Below are 19,746 nucleotides of genomic sequence, written 5' to 3' on the forward strand. Positions count from 1 at the left end.
AATTAAAAATATGAAAAAGTTAAATTTACTATTCATAGGAGTCCTATCTATGTCTAGTGTTATGGCTCAGGATATTTCTGACGCTGTAAGATATTCACAAGATGAAGTCCAGGGAACCGCTCGTTTTAGAAGTATGAGTGGCGCATTTGGAGCACTTGGCGGAGATATGTCTGCAGTAAGCATCAATCCTGCCGGATCCTCGATTTTCACACACAGTCATGCGTCCATTTCTATATCTAATGTTGGCACCAAAAATGACATTAACTATTTTAATGGGTTGAGTTCTTCATCTGATTCTAAGTTCGATTTAAATCAAACTGGAGCAGCATTCGTTTTTAATAACATGAACTCCGACTCTCCTTGGAGAAAATTTGCACTGGGTGTATCTTATGATAAAATATCAAATTTTGAGAATTCATGGAGATCAAGAGGCGTCAACACGAATTCCAACAACATCGGAAACTATTTTCTTGGTTACGCCCAAGGCCTGAGATTAGATCAAATTTCTGCTCTAGATAACGAAAGTTTAGCCACCGCTTATTCTGAAATCAATAGACTTTATGGTTTTAGTAATCAACAAGCTTTTTTAGGTTATGAATCGTATATTCTTGAACCTGGTATAGATGCCGATGACAACACCTCTTATCAATCTAATATTCGTGGAAACAACTTTGATCAGTCCTACACTTACGCAGCGACAGGATATAACGGAAAATTCAGCTTCAATGCCTCAACACAGGTTGGTGACAATTTCTATTTCGGACTTAATTTGAATTCACATTTTATCAATTATGATAAATTTACTGACCTTCAGGAAAGCAATACTAATGTTGGCTCATTGATTAAAGATGTCCGGTTTCAAAATACTCTATCAACCATTGGCTCTGGATTTTCATTTCAATTGGGTGCCATTGCAAAAATAGATGCTTTGCGTGTTGGATTGTCATACAACTCTCCTACTTGGTATACCATTTCTGAAGAAACCACTCAATATCTTGGAACTATAAGAACTGAAGGTGGCTCCAATATGACACAAATTATTGATCCTCATGTAGTCAACGTTTATCCAGATTATAAACTGCAAACTCCAGGAAAAATTACAGGCAGTTTAGCCTATATTTTTGGAGATACTGGTCTGATTAGTTTTGATTATTCTCTAAAAGATTATGGGAATACAAAATTCAAACCAACCTCTGATCCCTACTTCGCTTCGCAGAACGGTATTATGAACAATACTTTAAGAAATGCTTCTACCTACAGATTAGGCGGTGAATACAGAATTCAGCAAGTTAGCTTAAGAGGTGGCTACCGATTTGAAGAAAGCCCTTATAAAAACGATTCTTTTTATGGTAATTTGAATGGCTACTCTGTTGGGCTGGGCTATAATTTTGGAAATGTCAAATTGGATGTTGCTTATGACCATGCGCAAAGAGATTACAACCACCAGTTATATGCTGTAGGTTTAACGGACGCTGCTCAAATTGATAGCAAAAACTCGAATTTCACCTTGACTTTAGGATTTAGCTTATAAAACTTTAATGAAAAAACGATGATTTGCAAAAGCACTCTTTAATAGGGTGCTTTTTGCTTTTAGCATCAATTAAATATTGTTATTCCATAAATCTTAAGTTTTGAATTTCGAGAGCGCTTCACTTAGTAAACCATTTATTTTAAGCGCTAATTACAGGCTTTAAAATTTCCACTTACGCAAAAGCAAAATCATCTTCATCCTAATGTTATGATTTTATATTTGTTTATCTTTGCACCTTATTTCAATCAAAACGCTAGAACAATAGGGTTTGTGACAGTGATCGATTTACAAAATGACTATGAAAACAGATAAGAATATTCAAGATATTGATGCCCTTGGTGATGATCACGTTGGCACATCAACAGATACACCTTTGCGCAGTGATGCCTTTAAACTTTCTTCAGATGAAAAGATAGACATCATCAAAGAAGATGTTCGCCATATATTAGAAACTTTAGGATTAGATCTTACTGATGACAGTCTTAAAGGCACACCATTACGGGTTGCCAAGATGTTTGTCAACGAAGTTTTTGGAGGGTTAAACCCAAAGAAAAAACCTAATGCATCCACTTTTGAGAACAAATATAAGTACGGTGAGATGTTGGTGGAAAAAAACATCACCCTATATTCTACTTGCGAACACCATTTATTGCCAATAGTAGGAAGAGCTCATGTTGCTTATATCAGCAATGGCACAGTGGTAGGGTTATCCAAAATGAACCGCATTGTCGATTATTACGCTAAACGCCCTCAAGTGCAGGAACGATTAACGATTCAAATTGTGAAAGAATTGCAACAGGTACTAGGTACTGAAGATGTAGCTTGCGTAATTGATGCCAAACATTTATGTGTGAACTCTCGTGGCATTAGAGATATTGAAAGTAGCACGGTCACAGCAGAGTTTGGTGGTGCATTTAAAAAGCAAGAAACCCGTCGGGAATTTTTAGATTATATTAAGTTAGACACGCAATTTTAATTCTGTGAGTTGTGGAGTTGTTTGTTGTTAAGTTGTGAAAGTCAGAAAAATAAGTTCGCTTTTTAAGTTCTAATCCAATATATTACTTTTAACATAACAACTTAAACTTTTATAACATGCATATTATTTCGATTGAAAAACTGGAAGTTTGGAAAGAAGCTATAAAATTAGTAGTTAAAACTTATAATACTACAAATTTATTTCCTTCTGATGAAAAGTTTGGACTAAGGTCACAAATGCGTCGATGCTCAGTTTCAGGTTCGTCAAAAAATGCTGAAGGTACAGCTTGACTGACTTATAAAGACAAAGCTCATGATCATGGCCTATTGTTCAGCTATCGAACTTTTAAATTTCCCAGGAACTGAATTTTATTTCTGAAGAGAACTATTTAGATATCAGAAAAGATATTGAGTCCATTACCAACAAATGCATTGAGAAATCACCTTTTAAAATCGTAGGACAACAAAAAACTCACAACAAACATTTATCCGTCCGTAGCTATAGCGAAGTCGGAACTCACAACAAACACCCAACACAAATGCCACTTTACAAAGATAACCAGATCAAATTATACAACTCACTATCAGGAGAAAAGGAAACATTTAAACCAATAATTGACGGTTATGTTGGCATGTATGTGTGTGGACCAACTGTTTATAGCAACGTCCATTTGGGAAATGTGAGAACTTTTATGTCCTTTGACGTCATTTTTCGATATCTGAAACATTTAGGATATAAAGTAAGATTTGTCAGAAACATTACAGATGCCGGACATTTGGAAAACGATGCCGATGAAGGCGAAGACCGTATTGCAAAAAAAGCACGTTTAGAGGAAATAGAACCGATGGAGGTTGTCCAACGCTACACGGTCGATTTTCATAACATTTTAAATAAGTTCAATTTTTTACCGCCAAGCATTGAGCCAACTGCTACTGGACATATTATTGAACAAATTGAAATCACTAAAAATATTCTTAAAAAGGGACTGGCTTACGAAATAAATGGTTCTGTGTATTTTGATGTATTAAAATACAATGAATCGAAGCCTTATGGCATTTTAAGCAAGCGTAACGTTGAAGATTTGATGCACAATTCACGCGAACTTGATGGACAGAGTGATAAGAAAAACCCGCAGGATTTTGCCCTTTGGAAGAAAGCCGAACCGCAACATATTATGCGATGGCCTTCACCTTGGAGTGATGGTTTTCCTGGTTGGCATTTAGAATGTACTGCTATGAGTACAAAATATTTGGGCGACCACTTTGACATTCATGGAGGTGGTATGGACTTGAAATTCCCACATCACGAATGCGAGATTGCTCAAGCTGAAGCCTGTAATGATAAAGCTCCTGTAAACTATTGGATGCATGCCAATATGCTGATCATGAATGGCAAGAAAATGGCAAAATCGACCGGAAATTTTATATTACCAACTGAAATATTTTCAGGAAACAACCCGCATATTACCAAAGCATTTTTACCAAGTGTGGCTCGATTTTTCATGCTTCAGGCCCATTATAGAAGTATTTTAGACTTTACCAATAATGGCCTTTTAGCTAGCGAAAAGGGTTTTTTCAGGTTAATGGACGCCATTAATGATTTAGACGAATTAAAAGCGGGATCCACCTCAACATTCCATATCAAAGAATGGCAACACAAATGTTATGAGGCGATGAATGACGATTTCAATACGCCAATACTCATTGCCCATTTGTTTGAGGCCGTTAAATTCATCAATCAAATAAAAGAAGGAACTGCCACGATTACTCAAGACGATCTCAATTTATTAAAAAGTACGGTTCATACCTTTGTGTTTGATGTTTTAGGATTGATAAATGCGACACAATCCGAAGATGGCACTGAAAAACTTTCAGGTGCCGTGGAACTTTTAATCCAATTACGACAAGACGCACGAGCGAATAAAGATTTTGCTACCTCTGATAAAATACGCGATGAACTCGCTGCGGCAGGAATTCAATTGAATGACGGTAAAGAAGGGACGACTTTTACGACCAATTAGTTTGTTTCGGAGTTGTTTGTCGTTTGCCGTTGGTTGTTTGTTGTGGAGTCGTGTTGTCTGAATAACACATAGAATTTACTACTACTTTAGTTATTAAGGCATATAATCTGTTTTACAAAGCAGCAGTATAATGAAATGATAATCTTACAATTAAAACAACTCACAACTAAACAACATATATCGTTGAAAAAGATTCTCACATATCCGTTTTTGTTGCTGATTAAAGTCTACCAAACCTTTATCTCCCCATTAACGCCCGCCAGTTGCAGGTTTCAACCGACGTGTTCCCAATACGCCAAGGAAGCTTTGGAAAAACATGGTCTTTTTAAAGGCGGTTGGTTGGCGACAAAGCGTATTTTTAGTTGTCATCCTTGGGGTGGCAGTGGTTATGATCCCGTTCCAGAGAAAGAAGACTAATAGTCCATTCTATATTCGCAGACAAAAAAGAACTTTTAAGTCAGTAAAAGTTAATCAGTAGTTTTATTTATGGCCTAAAGCATCACAGCAGCTCAACATATTCCCTGGCACGCCAACCCAACTATTCATCCTGTAAGTCTTTTTTAAACAGACTAAAAGTCTGTACCGTTCGTGAAATTTCTAGTTAATCATTTACATCTAAATTTTCAGGAAATGAGTGAATTTGTGAAAATTTGTGAAATTCGTGTCAAAACTTTTAGCAGCAAAAATAAGACGCACTAATAATTTCAAATTAACTTAGGACTGATCGGAATAAATTTCTAAAAGCACTTCCCTCCTCTTAAAATACTGCATTTATATTTCATAGCAATCACTCATTTTTACTAAAGCTTTCGTAAAATTCGAAACCTTGGGCGCTTATTACTTTTCAAAATATTATATTTACCCTTCTAATTAAATTATATACAATGCACGCACTTAAAATTGTTTGGGATCCTTCTAAAGGCATAGATATTCTTGGTTTTACATTACACTTTTACAGTGTGATGTGGATTGTGGCCTTTATTTTGGGTTTCTTAATAATGAAGCGGATTTTTAAAAATGAAAAACAATCTGAAGAAGCTTTAGATTCCTTATTTATTTATTCCGTGATTGGGATTATGCTTGGCGCGCGTTTGGGCCACGTTATTTTTTATCAACGCGAATTATTCTCGGAAGACTTTTTTAGCATCTTCTTACCTGTTAAATTTAAGGGCGGGTTTGAATTTACAGGATTTCAAGGCTTGGCGAGCCATGGTGCCGCAATAGGGATGATTATTTCCATGTACCTCTATAATAAAAAAGTATTGCACAAATCGGTCCTTTGGATCTTGGATCGCGTGGTAGTTCCTGTCGCTTCAGGCGCTGTTTTTGTAAGGCTTGGTAACTTTATCAACTCTGAGATTGTAGGTAAGCCAACAGGCACTGATTTTGGAGTGGTTTTTGCTCAAAATGGTGAGGCTTTCCCGCGACATCCAGCGCAACTTTATGAAGCGGTATGTTATGTTTTTGTATTTATCTTACTTTGGTTTTTTTATTGGAAAACCAAAAAAAGCGAGCAACAAGGATTTTTGTTTGGACTCTTTTTAGTTCTTCTTTGGGCAATTCGCTTTTTTGTGGAGTTTCTCAAAGAACCTCAAAGCGAACATGAATACATCGCAACCTCAGCGCTCAATACAGGTCAAATGCTAAGTATTCCTTTTATTCTAATTGGCTTGTACTTTATGTTTGCTTACAAACCCAAAAAACAATTGACCTAATGAAAAAATCTGCATTTAAACTCATAATCATACTTACTTTAAGTGCTTTCTGTTTTCAATTCCAAGCTTGTAAAGACGATCAAAAAACGGTAAAACCTGTTGTGGTCGAATTCAAGAAAGAAGGTGAACTGATTCTAAAAACAGCTAATGACAGCATCATTAAGAATTTAGATATCGAAATTGCCGATGATGAGTATCAAACTCAAACCGGTTTAATGTACCGTGATTCGATGGGACAGAATCAAGCCATGTTATTTGTGTTTCCAGAGGAAGATTACCATGCGTTCTATATGAAAAACACCAAATTCTCCTTAGACATTATATATATTGATGCCGACAACAACATAGTGAGTTTTCAGAAGAATGCCCAGCCTTACAGTGAAACTTCTTTACCTTCAAATGTTCCTGCAAAATATGTTTTAGAAATTAATGGAGGCTTAGCAGATCAATGGGGATTGAAGGTTGGAGATAAAATTGAGTATACTCGAAATTGAAGTAGAAATTGAAGTTGAAATTGAAGTTGGAGTTGAAATTGAAAACAACAATATTCCTTGATTCCCACTTCATCTCAAAACAGAAGCACCTTAATTATCTTAATGCCTAAATGGTTTAAAAGAATAACCATTAAGAAAAACATTAAGGTATTAAGGGCATTAAGGGCTTGGTTGGAAGTATTGTATCTTAATATTCTTAATGCCTTAATGGTTTGAAAAAAACTAATTATTAAGGATTTAAAGATTTCAAATTCTTCCAGCATAGATAAACTAAATTCGATGCACAATCTGCAGTTCCCCACAAGAGCATGTCCTGATCCACTTTAACGGCCTTCATGCTACCAAAAAAAACTCCTTAAAAACAAAAACCTTCATTCTTGTCTTATCTTATAAAAACAAAAAATGCCGCTCAATGAGCGGCATTTTTATATTCTAAAAGATTTTAATAACCTTATATTTTTGAGTTCTCATCAAGAACTTCACCTTTGTCTTTTAAGGTATCATACATAATTGGTGTTGCTAAAAGTATAGAAGAGTAAGTACCTACTACGATACCCACAATAATAGCAAATAACAAGCCTCTTAATGAATCTGTACCTAATAGGAACATAGCCAATAACACTACCAAAGTTGTTAATGACGTGTTCAATGTTCTACTGATTGTACTGTTGATTGCATAGTTGACGTTACGACCACCAGCAAATCCACCACGCTCCAGAACTGTTTCTCTAATTCTGTCAAAGATAATAACCGTATCATTCAGCGAGTATCCAATTACGGTCAAGATCGCCGCAATGAACGCTTGGTCAATCTCCATTGAGAAAGGCATAAAGGTATAGGTGAACGAAAAGATTCCTAATACGATAATCACGTCATGGATAACAGCCGCAACTGCACCAAGCGAGAATTGCCATCTTCTAAAACGTAATAGAATATATAAGAACACCACAACCATCGATCCTATAACAGCCCAGAATGATTCTGTTTTAATGTCATCAGCAATGGTTGGACTTACTTTACTTGAGAACATCTGTCCAATTTTCTTGTCTCCTGAACCCGTTTTAAAGTCTTCAAAAGTCATACCTTTTGGAAGGTATTTAGCTAAAGTGACGAAAAGTTCTGATTGAACCTGATCATCTGCTTCAGCAGTATTAACATCTACCATATATTTAGTAGAAATCTTTAATTGGTGAGAGCTACCAATAGTTTTGACCTCAGCACTTCCAAAAGCAGCTAAAACATCTGCCTTAACTTCTTCAGGATTCACTTCTTGTGCAAAGCGTACTTGGAAAGTTCTACCTCCTACAAAATCAATACCTTGATCTAAACCGTTTGTGAATAAAGAAAATATACTCAATACAATAGCTATTGAAGAAATGATATAAGCCACTTTTCTTTTCCCAATGAAATCAATATTCAGGTTTTGGAAAAGTCCTTTGGTTACCGCTGTGTAGAAGGTCAATTTTTTACCTTTACTAATATACCAATCGATACACAATCTTGTGATGAAAATCGCGGTAAATAATGATGTAATAATACCAATGATTAAAGTCGTTGCAAAACCTTTAATCGGACCAGTACCAAATACAAATAAGATGATGGCCGTTAATAAGGTTGTGATATTCGCATCTAAAATAGAAGACAATGCATTGCTAAAACCATCTTTTACAGCTTCAACCTGACTCTTGCCCTTGGCTAATTCTTCTTTAATCCTCTCAAAGATAATTACGTTCGCATCCACGGACATACCAATGGTCAATACGATACCCGCTAAACCAGGAAGCGTTAACACCGCGCCTAATCCCGAAAGCACACCAAAAATCAATAAGATGTTCAACAATAAAGCAACGTCGGCGAAAAGACCACCTCTACCATAATAAATAACCATCCAAACTAATACTAAGCCCAAAGCAATTAAGAAAGACGACGTACCACTTTGAATAGCCTCTTGACCTAATGACGCACCAACTTCGTCCGCTTGAACGATTTCAGCTTTTGCAGGTAATTTACCAGCTCTTAAAACGTTTGCTAAGTCAATGGCTTCGTTAAGTGTAAAAGACCCTGAGATTTCTGAATTTCCACCAGAAATAGGACCTGTAGTCACACCTGGAGCAGAATATACGATATCATCAAGAACGATAGCAATTTGACTTTGTTGAGCATAAGCTCTTCCAGTCATTTCCTCCCAAATCTTAGCGCCTTTTGTGTTCATTTGCATGCTTACAGAAGGTTGATTTCTTTGGGTATATTGTTGACTTGCATCAGTGATAACAGCTCCACTCAATTCTGGTGTATTATCTCTGTTGCCTTTAATGGCATATAAATCGACAAACTCACTGTTTTTTGCTTGGATTCCCCATGCAAATTTCACGTAACGTTGATCGGCTGGCAATAAAGAACGAACTTGTGGCATATTTAAATAAGCCATGATTTGATCTTTATCTTTCGCTTCAAAAGTAGCCACTACTGGACCACCAGATCCGTAACCTCTTAATAAATCTAAAATTGGGTTTTCGCCAACTTCAGTTGAATCTGTTTGGGCAATGACACCAGTCAATTCCTTAATTTTACTATCGGCATCATCAATTGTATCAGTTACAATTTCAGTTTCAACAACTTCACTTTTAACTCCTTTGTTTACTAAAGGCTTTAATGTTTCGTTAGCTTGCGCTAAAAACGGAAGAAACTCTTCACCTTTATAAACATCCCAAAACTCTAACTGTGCAGTACTTTGCAATAGGTTTTTGATACGTTCTACATCTTTGGCTCCAGGAAGTTCTACAAGGATACGTCCTGTATTTCCTAAACGCTGAATATTTGGAGAAGTAACTCCAAATTTATCAATACGTTTACGCAATACTTCAAAGGCAGAGATAATAGACTCGTCAACTTTTTTTCTGATGATTGGCTGTACCGCACGATCAGACATATCAAAAGTGATTTCTTCACTTAAGGTTCTGTTAGCAAAAATCTCTGGAGACGCTAATTTTTGATTGCCTTTTATTTTATCAAAAGCGATAAAAAAGTCATCAACATAAGGATTTTGACTTGTTTTTTGAAGCTCAGTGGCATCATCTAAAGCCTTATTAAAAACAGGGTCTTTACTGTTGTTTGAAAGACCTTTTAAAACGTCTTTAACAGAAATTTGAAGAATAACGTTAATACCACCTTTAAGGTCAAGCCCCAAGTTCATAGCCTTGTCTTTTACCTCATTGTAAGTATAACTTGCAATCCCCATGTCAAACACCTTTTGGTTTGAAATGGAATCTAAATAACTTGCCTCATCTGCTGCTCGTTTTATTGGGTCATCAGATTTACGCGCCGCATATTCCTCGGCACGATCATCAATCTGGTTCGCTTTGAATGTAAATGATAATTGGTAGATACTTACCAAACCAAATAACACAGCAAACAGCTTTACTAATCCTTTGTTTTGCATTACTTTAATTTTTTTTAAGTCAAATTTTTCAACGCGCAAATATAGAGTTTACGGACGATTTGACAATTGTTTTTAATGATTAAGTATGAATTGTTTAAAGCTCATATAGCTTTATAGAAATGAGTGCTGCTTTTTGAACGTCTCATCGTTTATTTTGAAGGTAAAAAGGAATTATTAAAAGCAAAAAAACTTTAAACCCTTTAGGACAAAGGGCCTGCCCTGACTTCAGGGATTTTATGTGATCGGTAATCTTTTGCAATTACAACAGCTCTTTGAAAGCTGAAGTTTACTTTTAAAATTTGTTCTGTGTTAACAATAAATGGTGCTTCACAAGGAATATAAAAGTTAGGATTTAAAAATCGCTGTTGGCCTGACTTAAGTTCGATAGCACATTTGCCACCTAAACTCGAATACGACGTTTGACCATGATGAATTTCATAAACATCAAGATTATAGCTTATGGATGTCTCTTTTGAAGGAAATTGGAAAGGAAATTCATTTTTATCCGAAGAAACAAAGCCTAAAGCAAGTTCTTTTTGAGTAGATAACAATTTTTTAATTCGCTCTACATTGGTTTTACTGTAATAACTGATGACCAATCGGCCATCTTCTTTTTCACTAACCTGAATATCTGCAACACCAATGCGCTGTAACTCTTGCTCTACAATATCAATTGTACGTTGGGCGTCGTTTAAAGAAATGTCCTCATTGGTAAACTGCAATACAATTTCCTGATTTGGAATTGTGGTTTGCTGCTGCCCTAAAACACTTCCTAATACAGCAATAAAGATGAGTGCTGCACCGAGGTACCATTTTGGTTGGATGATTATGTCTTTAATGTTTTTCAACGCGTAGGGCTTGGATCCGTTTTGGAATTTCAAAAATTAAAATTTGGGCGCGGATTTTCAATTCGCCAAATATATGAAAAAATAAAGACTGCATTTCTACAGTCCTCAAGTATTATTAAAGTATTCAAATGGGCTTACATACCTGGAAGATTATCCACTTTTGAATAGCCTTCAGGTGGCGTCAAATTAAATTTATCGTCAGATACTTTTTCTGCCTTGATCTCTGTAACTTCAATAGTCATATTTAAAGTCATGCCTTGTTGAGCAACTGCTGCAGTCATATACAATGGAAATCCTTTAAAATCCTTTCCAAGTGCCGCAGTTTGCTGAGAAATAGCTTTTAATTTATCGGTAGTATAAATTGCCATTTTCACATCTGCACCATCCTTTTTCATGGTCACATTGTACTTTGTGCATTCATAGCCAAGCACCGTCTTTTTCTCATTGGTTTTTTCGATGGTCACATTCTTTAAATCCTCCTCCGATGGCTGAATGTCTGATTCCATGTATTTTTTACCAATCATGGCATTGTCCATTAACACCATCGCCTTTTTCGAAGCATTGTCTGCAATAAACACTGTCGTTCCGGCCATCGGACTACTTGTTTCAGAACGGGATTTATCATTCTTAAAATAAGTCGTTGAAATCATTTCGCCCAACATGGCCAACTGTGCATTCATTTGTGGATTATCACTTGACATCGTTTGCTTTGAAATGATGACACCTTCATCAATTTGCTTTTGAGCGTACATGGAAACGCTCAAGATGCACATTGTAATAAACAGTATTTTTCTCATGGTTTTGTTTGGTTTTAAATTAATGAGATAAGTGCCTAAAATCATAATTTCCGACTTTAGGCACATATAATTCTACATACTTATAATTTACTGATTACAGTAAATCATTAGTCTTACGAACACCATCAGCGCTTTCAATCATGTGCGCTTTTTCAGCATCGCTCAATTCAATTTCTACAATTTTTTCGATACCGTTACGACCCAAAATTACGGGAGCTCCAATACAAATATCATTCAATCCGTATTCGCCTTCCAACAATACGGAGCAAGGGAACATTTTCTTTTGGTCACATGCAATCGCCTGAACCATTGCACTAACCGCTGCTCCCGGCGCGTACCATGCTGACGTACCCAATAACTTGGTCAATGTTGCACCACCTACTTTGGTGTCTTCCATAACTTGGCTTAAGCGCTCTTCTGATAAAAACTCAGATACTGGCACGCTGTTTCTAGTCGCCAAACGTGTTAAAGGCACCATTCCTGTATCACTATGACCACCAATAACCATTCCGTCAACATCACTTATTGGAGCCTCAAGAGCTTCTGCTAATCTGTATTTAAAACGTGCAGAATCCAACGCGCCACCCATTCCAATAATTCTATTTTTTGGAAGATTTGTCGATTTATGAACCAAATAAGTCATGGTATCCATCGGATTACTGACGACGATAATGATGGTGTTTGGAGAATATTTAATTAAACTTGAAGATACTTCTTTTACAATACCGGCGTTAATACCAATTAATTCCTCACGTGTCATTCCTGGTTTACGAGGAATACCAGAGGTAATTACGCAAACATCACTTTCTGCCGTTTTTGAATAATCATTAGTGACTCCTGATATTTTTGTGTCAAAACCATTTAAGGAAGCGGTTTGCATCAAGTCCATTGCTTTACCTTCAGCAAAACCTTCTTTAATATCCAACAGAATAACTTCACTTGCAAAATTTTTGATTGCGATATATTCTGCGCAGCTTGCTCCAACGGCTCCTGCTCCAACTACTGTAACTTTCATAATTATATATGTTTTTTAATGTGAAACTTCATGTTTAAAATGATAGCGAAATTACGAATAAAAATGCTTTTAATAAAGAAAGCACAAAATTTCCTCTTGTGCTTTCTGCATTAATATATAGTAAAATCAATTATCTCACGCTAAATGCAATACCAACCGTTGCCGTATTGTAATTCTGGAAGGTATAATCTGCAAATATCTTAAAGATACTTAGGTTAAGTCGCGTACCTAATGTTGCTCTCATACCATTGGCTTCAAAATCTAAATTTAAAGGATTGCTGATGGATTCTTGAGTGGTACCAATCAGATTTCCGTTGGCATCTTCAATATCATAAGTTAAAACGTAGTCTCCTTTCATTTTAACCGATGTTTTGCCATTGTTATAACCTACACTCCCATATAAGGTAATAATTTTAAAGTCCAAAGACGTCAAAGCCTGAACAGTCCATGTGTTCATTTTATAATCGACTTTGCCATTGGTCACGGCCACATCATCATTAGGATCTTCATCCAATATGGCATACCCGACGCTCATATTTGTAAAGGCACCTAATACAGAAATGCTCAACGGCAAATTCTCCATTGGTCCAAAATACTGGGTTAAATCATGTTGCAAGCCTAGACCATATAAGCTAGCTTCTAAATCCTCATCAAAATTTAATTTTGGTACAAAGCGTGCTTTAATATCCGTATTGAAAGGTAATCCAAACCCAATCTGCACCGTTGGTGCTGGCACGGCATTAACAGGTAAATCTTTAGTAATTCCCCCTGGCATTGTAAAACTTCCAACGCGATAGGTTCCGTTTCCATTGGGCACAGAGATATCTACCCTAATCTCGGCATCATTATCACTCATAACAGTTGGCAATTGAGTTTCTCCATCTGGCAGGCTTACATATTTATAATCGCTAGCCACGAACGCAAAGTTCTTCGCATTATTTGGTACAAACGACGCATTGACCCCGATAGTAATATCGAAACCAAATTTTTTATGAACTTTAGCCGTGGTTGCCCATCCGTCATTTATACTAAACATTAAGCCCTTCATCCCAGGATTTAAATATTTTTGAGTTAACAAACTCGCGTCATCTGCTGCTAATAAAATAGTTTCCAGTTCTTGCGCTTTACTTAATTGGACACTAAGAATTATAATAAAAGAGGCAATAAATTTTCTCATTTGAAGGTAGATTAAAATCGCGGCAAATTTATACAAATTCCCTAATAAACAACACATCCCTTGATTTTATGAGCTAACACTAAATATTAATCCACGAAACATATGGCCATAAAAAAACACCTAAGAATTAAGGTGTTTTTTACATTATTAAATAACAATCAGATCCGTTTAGGCATCGATTTTCGCATAAATTGCATTTTTCTCAATAAATTCTCTACGTGGCGGCACTTCATCACCCATCAACATTGAGAATACACGATCAGCTTCTGCGCCATTGTCAATTTGAACTTGACGCAAGGTACGGTAGTCTGGATTCATGGTCGTATCCCAAAGCTGCTCGGCATTCATCTCCCCAAGACCTTTATATCGTTGGATTCCTACGCTTCCACCAAATTGTTCTGAGATTTCATCACGTTCCTTATCACTCCAAGCATACTCTTTTCTTTGGCCTTTTTTAACCAAATACAAAGGTGGTGTGGCAATATATATATGACCGTTTTCAATCAATTCTTTCATATATCTGAAGAAGAACGTCAAAATTAAAGTAGCAATGTGGCTACCATCAATATCAGCATCACACATAATTACTACTTTATGGTAACGTAATTTTGAAAGGTTAAGCGCTTTACTATCTTCTTCGGTACCAATGGTAACGCCCAAAGCTGTAAAGATATTCTTGATCTCTTCATTTTCAAAAACACGGTGGGTCATTGCTTTTTCAACGTTCAGGATTTTACCTCGTAAAGGTAAGATGGCCTGAAACGCTCTGTCACGACCTTGTTTTGCAGTTCCACCTGCCGAATCACCCTCGACTAGAAACACTTCACATAGTGCAGGATCTTGTTCGGAACAGTCACTCAGTTTCCCAGGTAAACCTCCAATACTCATGACAGTTTTACGCTGTACCATTTCACGTGCTTTTTGAGCGGCGTGACGTGCTTGAGCTGCTAAAATTACCTTTTGAACAATAATTTTAGCATCTTCTGGATGTTCTTCCAAATAATTAGTCAACATTTCAGAAACCGCTTGGCTTACCGATGCTGAAACTTCTCTATTTCCTAACTTAGTTTTTGTTTGCCCTTCAAATTGTGGCTCTTGAACTTTTACAGAAATAATGGCCGTTAATCCTTCACGGAAGTCATCACCTGCAATTTCGAATTTCAAATTTTTAAGCAATCCGGAATCATCCGCATATTTTTTAAGCGTATGGGTCAAACCACGTCTAAATCCTGACAAATGCGTTCCACCTTCATGCGTGTTAATATTGTTAACATAGGAGTGCAAGTTTTCAGCATAACTGGTATTATAAATCATGGCAACCTCAACAGGAACACCATTCTTCTCCCCCTCAAACGCAATAACATCTTTCGTTAATGGCTCACGATTTCCATCTAAGAACTTGATAAACTCCTTAAGACCTTCTTCTGAATGAAATGTTTCACCCTCAAAAGTGCCGTCATCCTTTTTATGACGTTTATCAATTAAGTGAATTGTAATTCCTTTATTAAGATAGGCGAGCTCACGCATTCTACTTGCTAACGTATCATAACTATATTCTACGGTATGCGTAAAAATTGTTGCATCGGGTTTAAAAGTAATCGACGTTCCTCTTTTATCAGATTCTCCCACCTTCTTTACAGGATACATTGGTTTCCCTTTTTCGTATTCCTGCTCCCAGACTTCGCCATTTCTATAAACCAATGCCGTCAAATGTTCAGATAGTGCGTTCACACAACTGACACCAACACCATGCAATCCACCAGAAACCTTGTAGGAATCTTTATCGAATTTCCCACCCGCACCAATCTTGGTCATAACGACCTCTAGTGCAGAAACGCCTTCTTTTTTGTGTAAATCAATAGGAATTCCACGACCATCATCTTCGGTAGTAATAGAATTATCCTCATTGATGATTACCGTAATATTATTACAATGTCCGGCCATGGCCTCATCAATGGAGTTATCCACCACCTCATAAACCAAATGGTGCAAACCTCGCGTTCCCGTGTCTCCAATATACATGGAAGGACGCAAACGCACGTGCTCCATGCCTTCTAAGGCCTGAATGCTATCCGCTGAATAATTATCCTTATTAAACTCTTCTTTCATGTGTTTTTATTTATTGTTTTTAATGGTCACATGCTGTTCGCAATTAATCATTCCCTTGGGCGATTAATTTTTAGCATGCTCGTTTCATATATAATTGTCTATTAATTATTTTTATTTTCTATTATCCATTCCAACAACTCAATATTCTATACTATTGAATCAAAGAAATTCGACTTGAGGTTCTTATCCCGGCTGATTAAAAGCCATAAAAAAAATGATACTCGCGCATCATTTTTGGATACTCACAAAGATACGAAATACAGAGGCCTTTTAAAAGTATTTCACGGATTAACTGTTGAAATTATCAACATTTGTTAATTACTTAAAAAGAGCTTAAATCGCTTAAAAAACACCTTAAAATAGATTTCAACAGACTTTAACATCTCTTAAAAAGAGTAAAAACAACAAAATCTCGCTAAGGCGAGATTTTGAAATTTAAAAATTCAAGTTTATAAAGGATTTAAGCTTTCACATAAGCATCTGTATGTACTTTTGAAACTGCACGTCCACTAGGGTCGTTCATGTTTTTAAAGCTCTCATCCCACTCTAAAGCAATTTTTGTACTACAAGCCACTGAGGCTTCCTGAGGCACACATAATGCAGCCGTATCACTTGGGAAATATTCTGCGAAAATAGAACGGTAATAAAACTCCTCCTTGCTTGTTGGCGTTTGCAATGGGAACTTGTATTTGGCATTTGCCAATTGCTCATCGCTCACTTCGTTGTTTACCATTAATTTTAAGGTATCAATCCAGCTATAGCCTACACCATCACTAAATTGTTCTTTCTGCCTCCAAACGATACTTTCTGGCAACATATCTTCAAATGCCTTACGAACTACCCATTTTTCCATACGCTCGCCGTTGATCATTTTATCTTGTGGGTTAACGCGCATGGCAACATCCATAAATTCTTTATCTAAAAATGGTGTACGACCTTCAATTCCCCATGCTGCCAAGCTTTTGTTAGCACGCAAACAATCGTACATATGCAATTTACTCAATTTACGCACTGTTTCTTCATGAAATTCGCGAGGATTTGGCGCTTTGTGGAAATAAAGATAACCCCCAAACAATTCGTCCGCACCTTCTCCAGACAACACCATTTTAATACCCATCGACTTGATCACACGCGCCATCAAATACATTGGCGTACTGGCACGAATAGTAGTGACATCATAAGTTTCGAGGTTATAAATAACATCTCTCAATGCATCCAAACCTTCTTGAATGGTAAATTTTATTTCGTGATGAACGGTTCCGATATGATCTGCCACGACTCTTGCGGCAGCCAAATCTGGCGAACCTTCCAATCCTACAGAAAAACTATGCAATTGTGGGTACCAAGCCGCTTGCGTATCATCAGATTCGATGCGTCTGTCGGCATATTTTTTAGCAATGGCCGATGTTACCGACGAATCCAATCCGCCAGAAAGCAACACCCCATAAGGCACATCACTCATCAATTGCCTGTGCACAGCAGCCTCTAAAGCTTCTTTAATGGCTTTAATGCTGGTTTCGTTATCCTTGACCGCATCAAAATCGACCCATTCGCGTTTGTACCACTGCACGAATTTGCCATCCTTGCTGCTCATATAATGCCCTGGAGGAAATAATTCAATTTTTGTACAGTAACCTTCCAACGCTTTCAATTCTGAAGCGACATAAAAGGTTCCGTTTTGATCCCATCCAATATATAAAGGAATAATTCCCATATGGTCACGAGCTATGAAATACTCATCTTTTTCAACATCATAAATGGCAAATCCGAAGATACCGTTCATCTCATCAATAAAATCAACCCCTTTTTCTTGATATAAAGCCAAGATCACTTCACAATCGCTTTCAGTTTGAAACTTGTAATCAGGAAATTGTTTTCTTAACGCTCTGTGATTGTAGATTTCGCCATTCGCAGCCAAGACTAATTTTTTGTCTTCACTAAATAAAGGTTGCTTTCCTGAAGCAGGGTCAACGATCGCCAAACGCTCATGGGTCATGATCGCTTTGTCATTATTAAAAACGCCACTCCAATCCGGTCCGCGGTGACGGATTATTTTAGACATTTCCAATAATTGAGGTCTTAAATCTTCTGCTTTCTGTTTTAAATCAAAGGCACATACAATTCCACACATGATGATATTCTTTAGTATTAATATTTATTATAAACCTTAGGCAAATATGCGAACATCATACTAATTATAAAACCAATTAGTCAAAAATGGTTACAATTTGTAACTAAATAACAGTTTTTATCTTTAATTTAAAAGCTCATTTATTTTAAATGCTGGAATTTTATAATAAATGTAAACTTCCGTCTTAGCAATAAACTTTATAATTACTTTAAGACAATTAATTCTTAAATTTATCCTCAAAACAAAATAGAATTCTATGAAAACAGTCTTTAAATCACTAGCATTAACCTTGACTTTGGCATTCACTTTTACGGCCAATGCACAAAAATTTCCAGATCTAGATCCAAGTCCAATGGATGCTGCAACCTACCCGAGCAGTTATAAAATTTCTGAAAAGGCCATAAAAGTTATTTATAGCCGACCACAATTAAAAGGACGTGACCTGAACAAATTAGCACCAAATGATGATGTTTGGAGAACAGGTGCCAATGAGGCCACTGAAATTACCTTTTACAAACCTGTGAAGTTTGGAAATACCAAGGTTAAACCGGGAACCTATTCTTTATTTACAATTCCTGGAGACAAAGAATGGACGATTATTTTGAGTTCAGAAATTAATGTTTGGGGTGCTTATACTTACAAACAAGAAAATGATGTGGCTCGCATAAAAGTGCCCGTAACCAAAAGCAAGGATATTTTAGAAGCTTTCTCTATTGTTTTTGAAGAATCACCAACAGGAGCAGAGATGTATATGGGATGGGGCACGTTAAGAATCAAAGTGCCTTTTACGATACTATAGTCATTATCTTTTGAGATAAAAAAAAGAGTCTAGCATTTTGTTAGACTCTTTTTTATTTTATGGAATATTCAAATATTTATGCGTTTGCAAGGACACTTTCCACTGCGGATTTGCCATCACATAATCAACGATTAATGGCACCATCTTATCGCGATTGCTCCATTCTGGTTGCAAATATAAAATGCAATCGGCAGTCACTTTTGCAGCCTGCTCTTCGGCAAACCGGAAATCGTCTTTATTAAAGATAATGCATTTTAACTCGTTGGCATTTTCGTAAACCGCTTGAGTAGGGAGTTTCAACTTTTTGGGAGAGAGACAGATCCAATCCCAAGTTCCGGTTAATTGATAAGCACCAGAGGTTTCAATATGCGTTTGCATCCCTTTCTCCTTTAATTTTGCAGTTAAGGGATCCATATCCCACATTAAAGGTTCTCCTCCAGTAATCACAATGGTTTTACTATATCGAGCGGCATTTTCAACAATAGCGTCTATCATGGTTGGTGGATGCAGTTCAGCATTCCAGCTTTCTTTGACATCACACCAATGACATCCCACATCACAACCCCCAAGTCTTATAAAATAAGCCGCCGTTCCCTTATGGTAACCTTCGCCTTGTATCGTATAAAACTCCTCCATTAAAGGCAATAAAAGACCTTTATCTATCAATTCTTGTTTTTCACTCTTTGTCATAGGGT

At 36.7% G+C, this 19,746-nt stretch carries 16 protein-coding genes; 8 read left to right on the forward strand and 8 right to left on the reverse strand.

What is annotated here, in order from left to right; translation table 11 throughout:
* The first annotated feature begins 10 nt into the window (after window positions 1-10).
* The 7 genes from ACOH2D_RS02315 to ACOH2D_RS02345 all read left to right on the forward strand — a co-directional run bounded on the left by ACOH2D_RS02315 (window position 11) and on the right by ACOH2D_RS02345 (window position 6,736).
* Window positions 11-1,531, forward strand: a complete 1,521-nt coding sequence (locus ACOH2D_RS02315; RefSeq protein ID WP_449534268.1) for an OmpP1/FadL family transporter — start codon at window positions 11-13, stop codon at window positions 1,529-1,531.
* A 298-nt stretch (window positions 1,532-1,829) separates the two neighbouring features.
* Entirely contained in the window at window positions 1,830-2,507 is a 678-nt protein-coding gene (gene folE, locus ACOH2D_RS02320) for a GTP cyclohydrolase I FolE (protein ID WP_348036658.1), read from the forward strand.
* Window positions 2,508-2,623: 116 nt separating this feature from the next.
* Complete coding sequence (locus tag ACOH2D_RS02325) at window positions 2,624-2,797, forward strand: four helix bundle protein (RefSeq protein WP_348036657.1); 174 nt, start codon at window positions 2,624-2,626, stop codon at window positions 2,795-2,797.
* Window positions 2,798-3,045: 248 nt separating this feature from the next.
* Window positions 3,046-4,527, forward strand: a complete 1,482-nt coding sequence (gene cysS / locus ACOH2D_RS02330; protein ID WP_348036656.1) for a cysteine--tRNA ligase — start codon at window positions 3,046-3,048, stop codon at window positions 4,525-4,527.
* A gap of 183 nt (window positions 4,528-4,710) precedes the next feature.
* Window positions 4,711-4,944, forward strand: coding sequence for a membrane protein insertion efficiency factor YidD (gene yidD, locus ACOH2D_RS02335; protein ID WP_348036655.1), 234 nt, complete (start codon window positions 4,711-4,713; stop codon window positions 4,942-4,944).
* A 467-nt stretch (window positions 4,945-5,411) separates the two neighbouring features.
* Window positions 5,412-6,242, forward strand: coding sequence for a prolipoprotein diacylglyceryl transferase (gene lgt / locus ACOH2D_RS02340; protein WP_449534269.1), 831 nt, complete (start codon window positions 5,412-5,414; stop codon window positions 6,240-6,242).
* Window positions 6,242-6,736 (forward strand): DUF192 domain-containing protein, encoded by a 495-nt coding sequence (locus ACOH2D_RS02345; protein WP_449534270.1) that lies wholly within the window; start codon window positions 6,242-6,244, stop codon window positions 6,734-6,736. The genes lgt and ACOH2D_RS02345 overlap by 1 nt, the downstream gene beginning before the upstream one ends.
* 451 nt (window positions 6,737-7,187) lie before the next feature.
* Here ACOH2D_RS02345 and secDF read toward each other — a convergent pair whose 3' ends face one another.
* From secDF to asnB, 7 genes are all read right to left on the reverse strand, one after another.
* Window positions 7,188-10,175: a protein translocase subunit SecDF gene (gene secDF / locus ACOH2D_RS02350; protein WP_449534271.1), complete on the reverse strand. Its 2,988-nt coding sequence runs from the start codon at window positions 10,173-10,175 to the stop codon at window positions 7,188-7,190.
* 200 nt (window positions 10,176-10,375) lie between these two features.
* Window positions 10,376-11,056, reverse strand: coding sequence for a hypothetical protein (locus ACOH2D_RS02355; RefSeq protein ID WP_348037441.1), 681 nt, complete (start codon window positions 11,054-11,056; stop codon window positions 10,376-10,378).
* 101 nt (window positions 11,057-11,157) lie between these two features.
* Window positions 11,158-11,820, reverse strand: coding sequence for a DUF4412 domain-containing protein (locus ACOH2D_RS02360; RefSeq protein WP_348037443.1), 663 nt, complete (start codon window positions 11,818-11,820; stop codon window positions 11,158-11,160).
* 94 nt (window positions 11,821-11,914) lie between these two features.
* Window positions 11,915-12,835: a malate dehydrogenase gene (gene mdh / locus ACOH2D_RS02365; RefSeq protein ID WP_348037445.1), complete on the reverse strand. Its 921-nt coding sequence runs from the start codon at window positions 12,833-12,835 to the stop codon at window positions 11,915-11,917.
* 130 nt (window positions 12,836-12,965) lie between these two features.
* Window positions 12,966-14,012, reverse strand: coding sequence for a DUF6588 family protein (locus ACOH2D_RS02370; protein ID WP_348037447.1), 1,047 nt, complete (start codon window positions 14,010-14,012; stop codon window positions 12,966-12,968).
* Between the two features lie 168 nt (window positions 14,013-14,180).
* Window positions 14,181-16,121 (reverse strand): DNA topoisomerase (ATP-hydrolyzing) subunit B, encoded by a 1,941-nt coding sequence (gene gyrB, locus ACOH2D_RS02375; protein WP_348037449.1) that lies wholly within the window; start codon window positions 16,119-16,121, stop codon window positions 14,181-14,183.
* Between the two features lie 460 nt (window positions 16,122-16,581).
* Entirely contained in the window at window positions 16,582-18,252 is a 1,671-nt protein-coding gene (gene asnB / locus ACOH2D_RS02380) for an asparagine synthase B (protein WP_348037451.1), read from the reverse strand.
* Between the two features lie 256 nt (window positions 18,253-18,508).
* Between asnB and ACOH2D_RS02385 the strand changes: the two genes are divergently transcribed.
* The gene (locus ACOH2D_RS02385; RefSeq protein ID WP_449534272.1) at window positions 18,509-19,051 is read left to right on the forward strand and encodes a DUF2911 domain-containing protein; all 543 of its coding nucleotides are present in this window, start codon (window positions 18,509-18,511) and stop codon (window positions 19,049-19,051) included.
* A gap of 57 nt (window positions 19,052-19,108) precedes the next feature.
* On the opposite strand, the gene ACOH2D_RS02390 is transcribed toward ACOH2D_RS02385, so the two are convergent.
* A complete protein-coding gene (locus tag ACOH2D_RS02390) occupies window positions 19,109-19,741 on the reverse strand; it encodes a 7-carboxy-7-deazaguanine synthase QueE (RefSeq protein ID WP_348037455.1) in 633 nt (210 codons plus the stop codon).
* Window positions 19,742-19,746 lie beyond the last annotated feature (5 nt).

Source organism: Gelidibacter sp. (assembly GCF_053579655.1).

Coding starts and splice junctions, on each gene's coding strand:
- secDF (WP_449534271.1), bottom strand. CDS start 10,175: ATGCAAAACAAAGGATTAGTAAAGCTGTTTGCTGTGTTATTTGGTTTG.
- ACOH2D_RS02315 (WP_449534268.1), top strand. CDS start 11: ATGAAAAAGTTAAATTTACTATTCATAGGAGTCCTATCTATGTCTAGT.
- gyrB (WP_348037449.1), bottom strand. CDS start 16,121: ATGAAAGAAGAGTTTAATAAGGATAATTATTCAGCGGATAGCATTCAG.
- cysS (WP_348036656.1), top strand. CDS start 3,046: ATGCCACTTTACAAAGATAACCAGATCAAATTATACAACTCACTATCA.
- mdh (WP_348037445.1), bottom strand. CDS start 12,835: ATGAAAGTTACAGTAGTTGGAGCAGGAGCCGTTGGAGCAAGCTGCGCA.
- ACOH2D_RS02370 (WP_348037447.1), bottom strand. CDS start 14,012: ATGAGAAAATTTATTGCCTCTTTTATTATAATTCTTAGTGTCCAATTA.
- ACOH2D_RS02390 (WP_348037455.1), bottom strand. CDS start 19,741: ATGACAAAGAGTGAAAAACAAGAATTGATAGATAAAGGTCTTTTATTG.
- folE (WP_348036658.1), top strand. CDS start 1,830: ATGAAAACAGATAAGAATATTCAAGATATTGATGCCCTTGGTGATGAT.
- ACOH2D_RS02360 (WP_348037443.1), bottom strand. CDS start 11,820: ATGAGAAAAATACTGTTTATTACAATGTGCATCTTGAGCGTTTCCATG.
- asnB (WP_348037451.1), bottom strand. CDS start 18,252: ATGTGTGGAATTGTATGTGCCTTTGATTTAAAACAGAAAGCAGAAGAT.
- ACOH2D_RS02385 (WP_449534272.1), top strand. CDS start 18,509: ATGAAAACAGTCTTTAAATCACTAGCATTAACCTTGACTTTGGCATTC.
- lgt (WP_449534269.1), top strand. CDS start 5,412: ATGCACGCACTTAAAATTGTTTGGGATCCTTCTAAAGGCATAGATATT.
- ACOH2D_RS02345 (WP_449534270.1), top strand. CDS start 6,242: ATGAAAAAATCTGCATTTAAACTCATAATCATACTTACTTTAAGTGCT.
- ACOH2D_RS02325 (WP_348036657.1), top strand. CDS start 2,624: ATGCATATTATTTCGATTGAAAAACTGGAAGTTTGGAAAGAAGCTATA.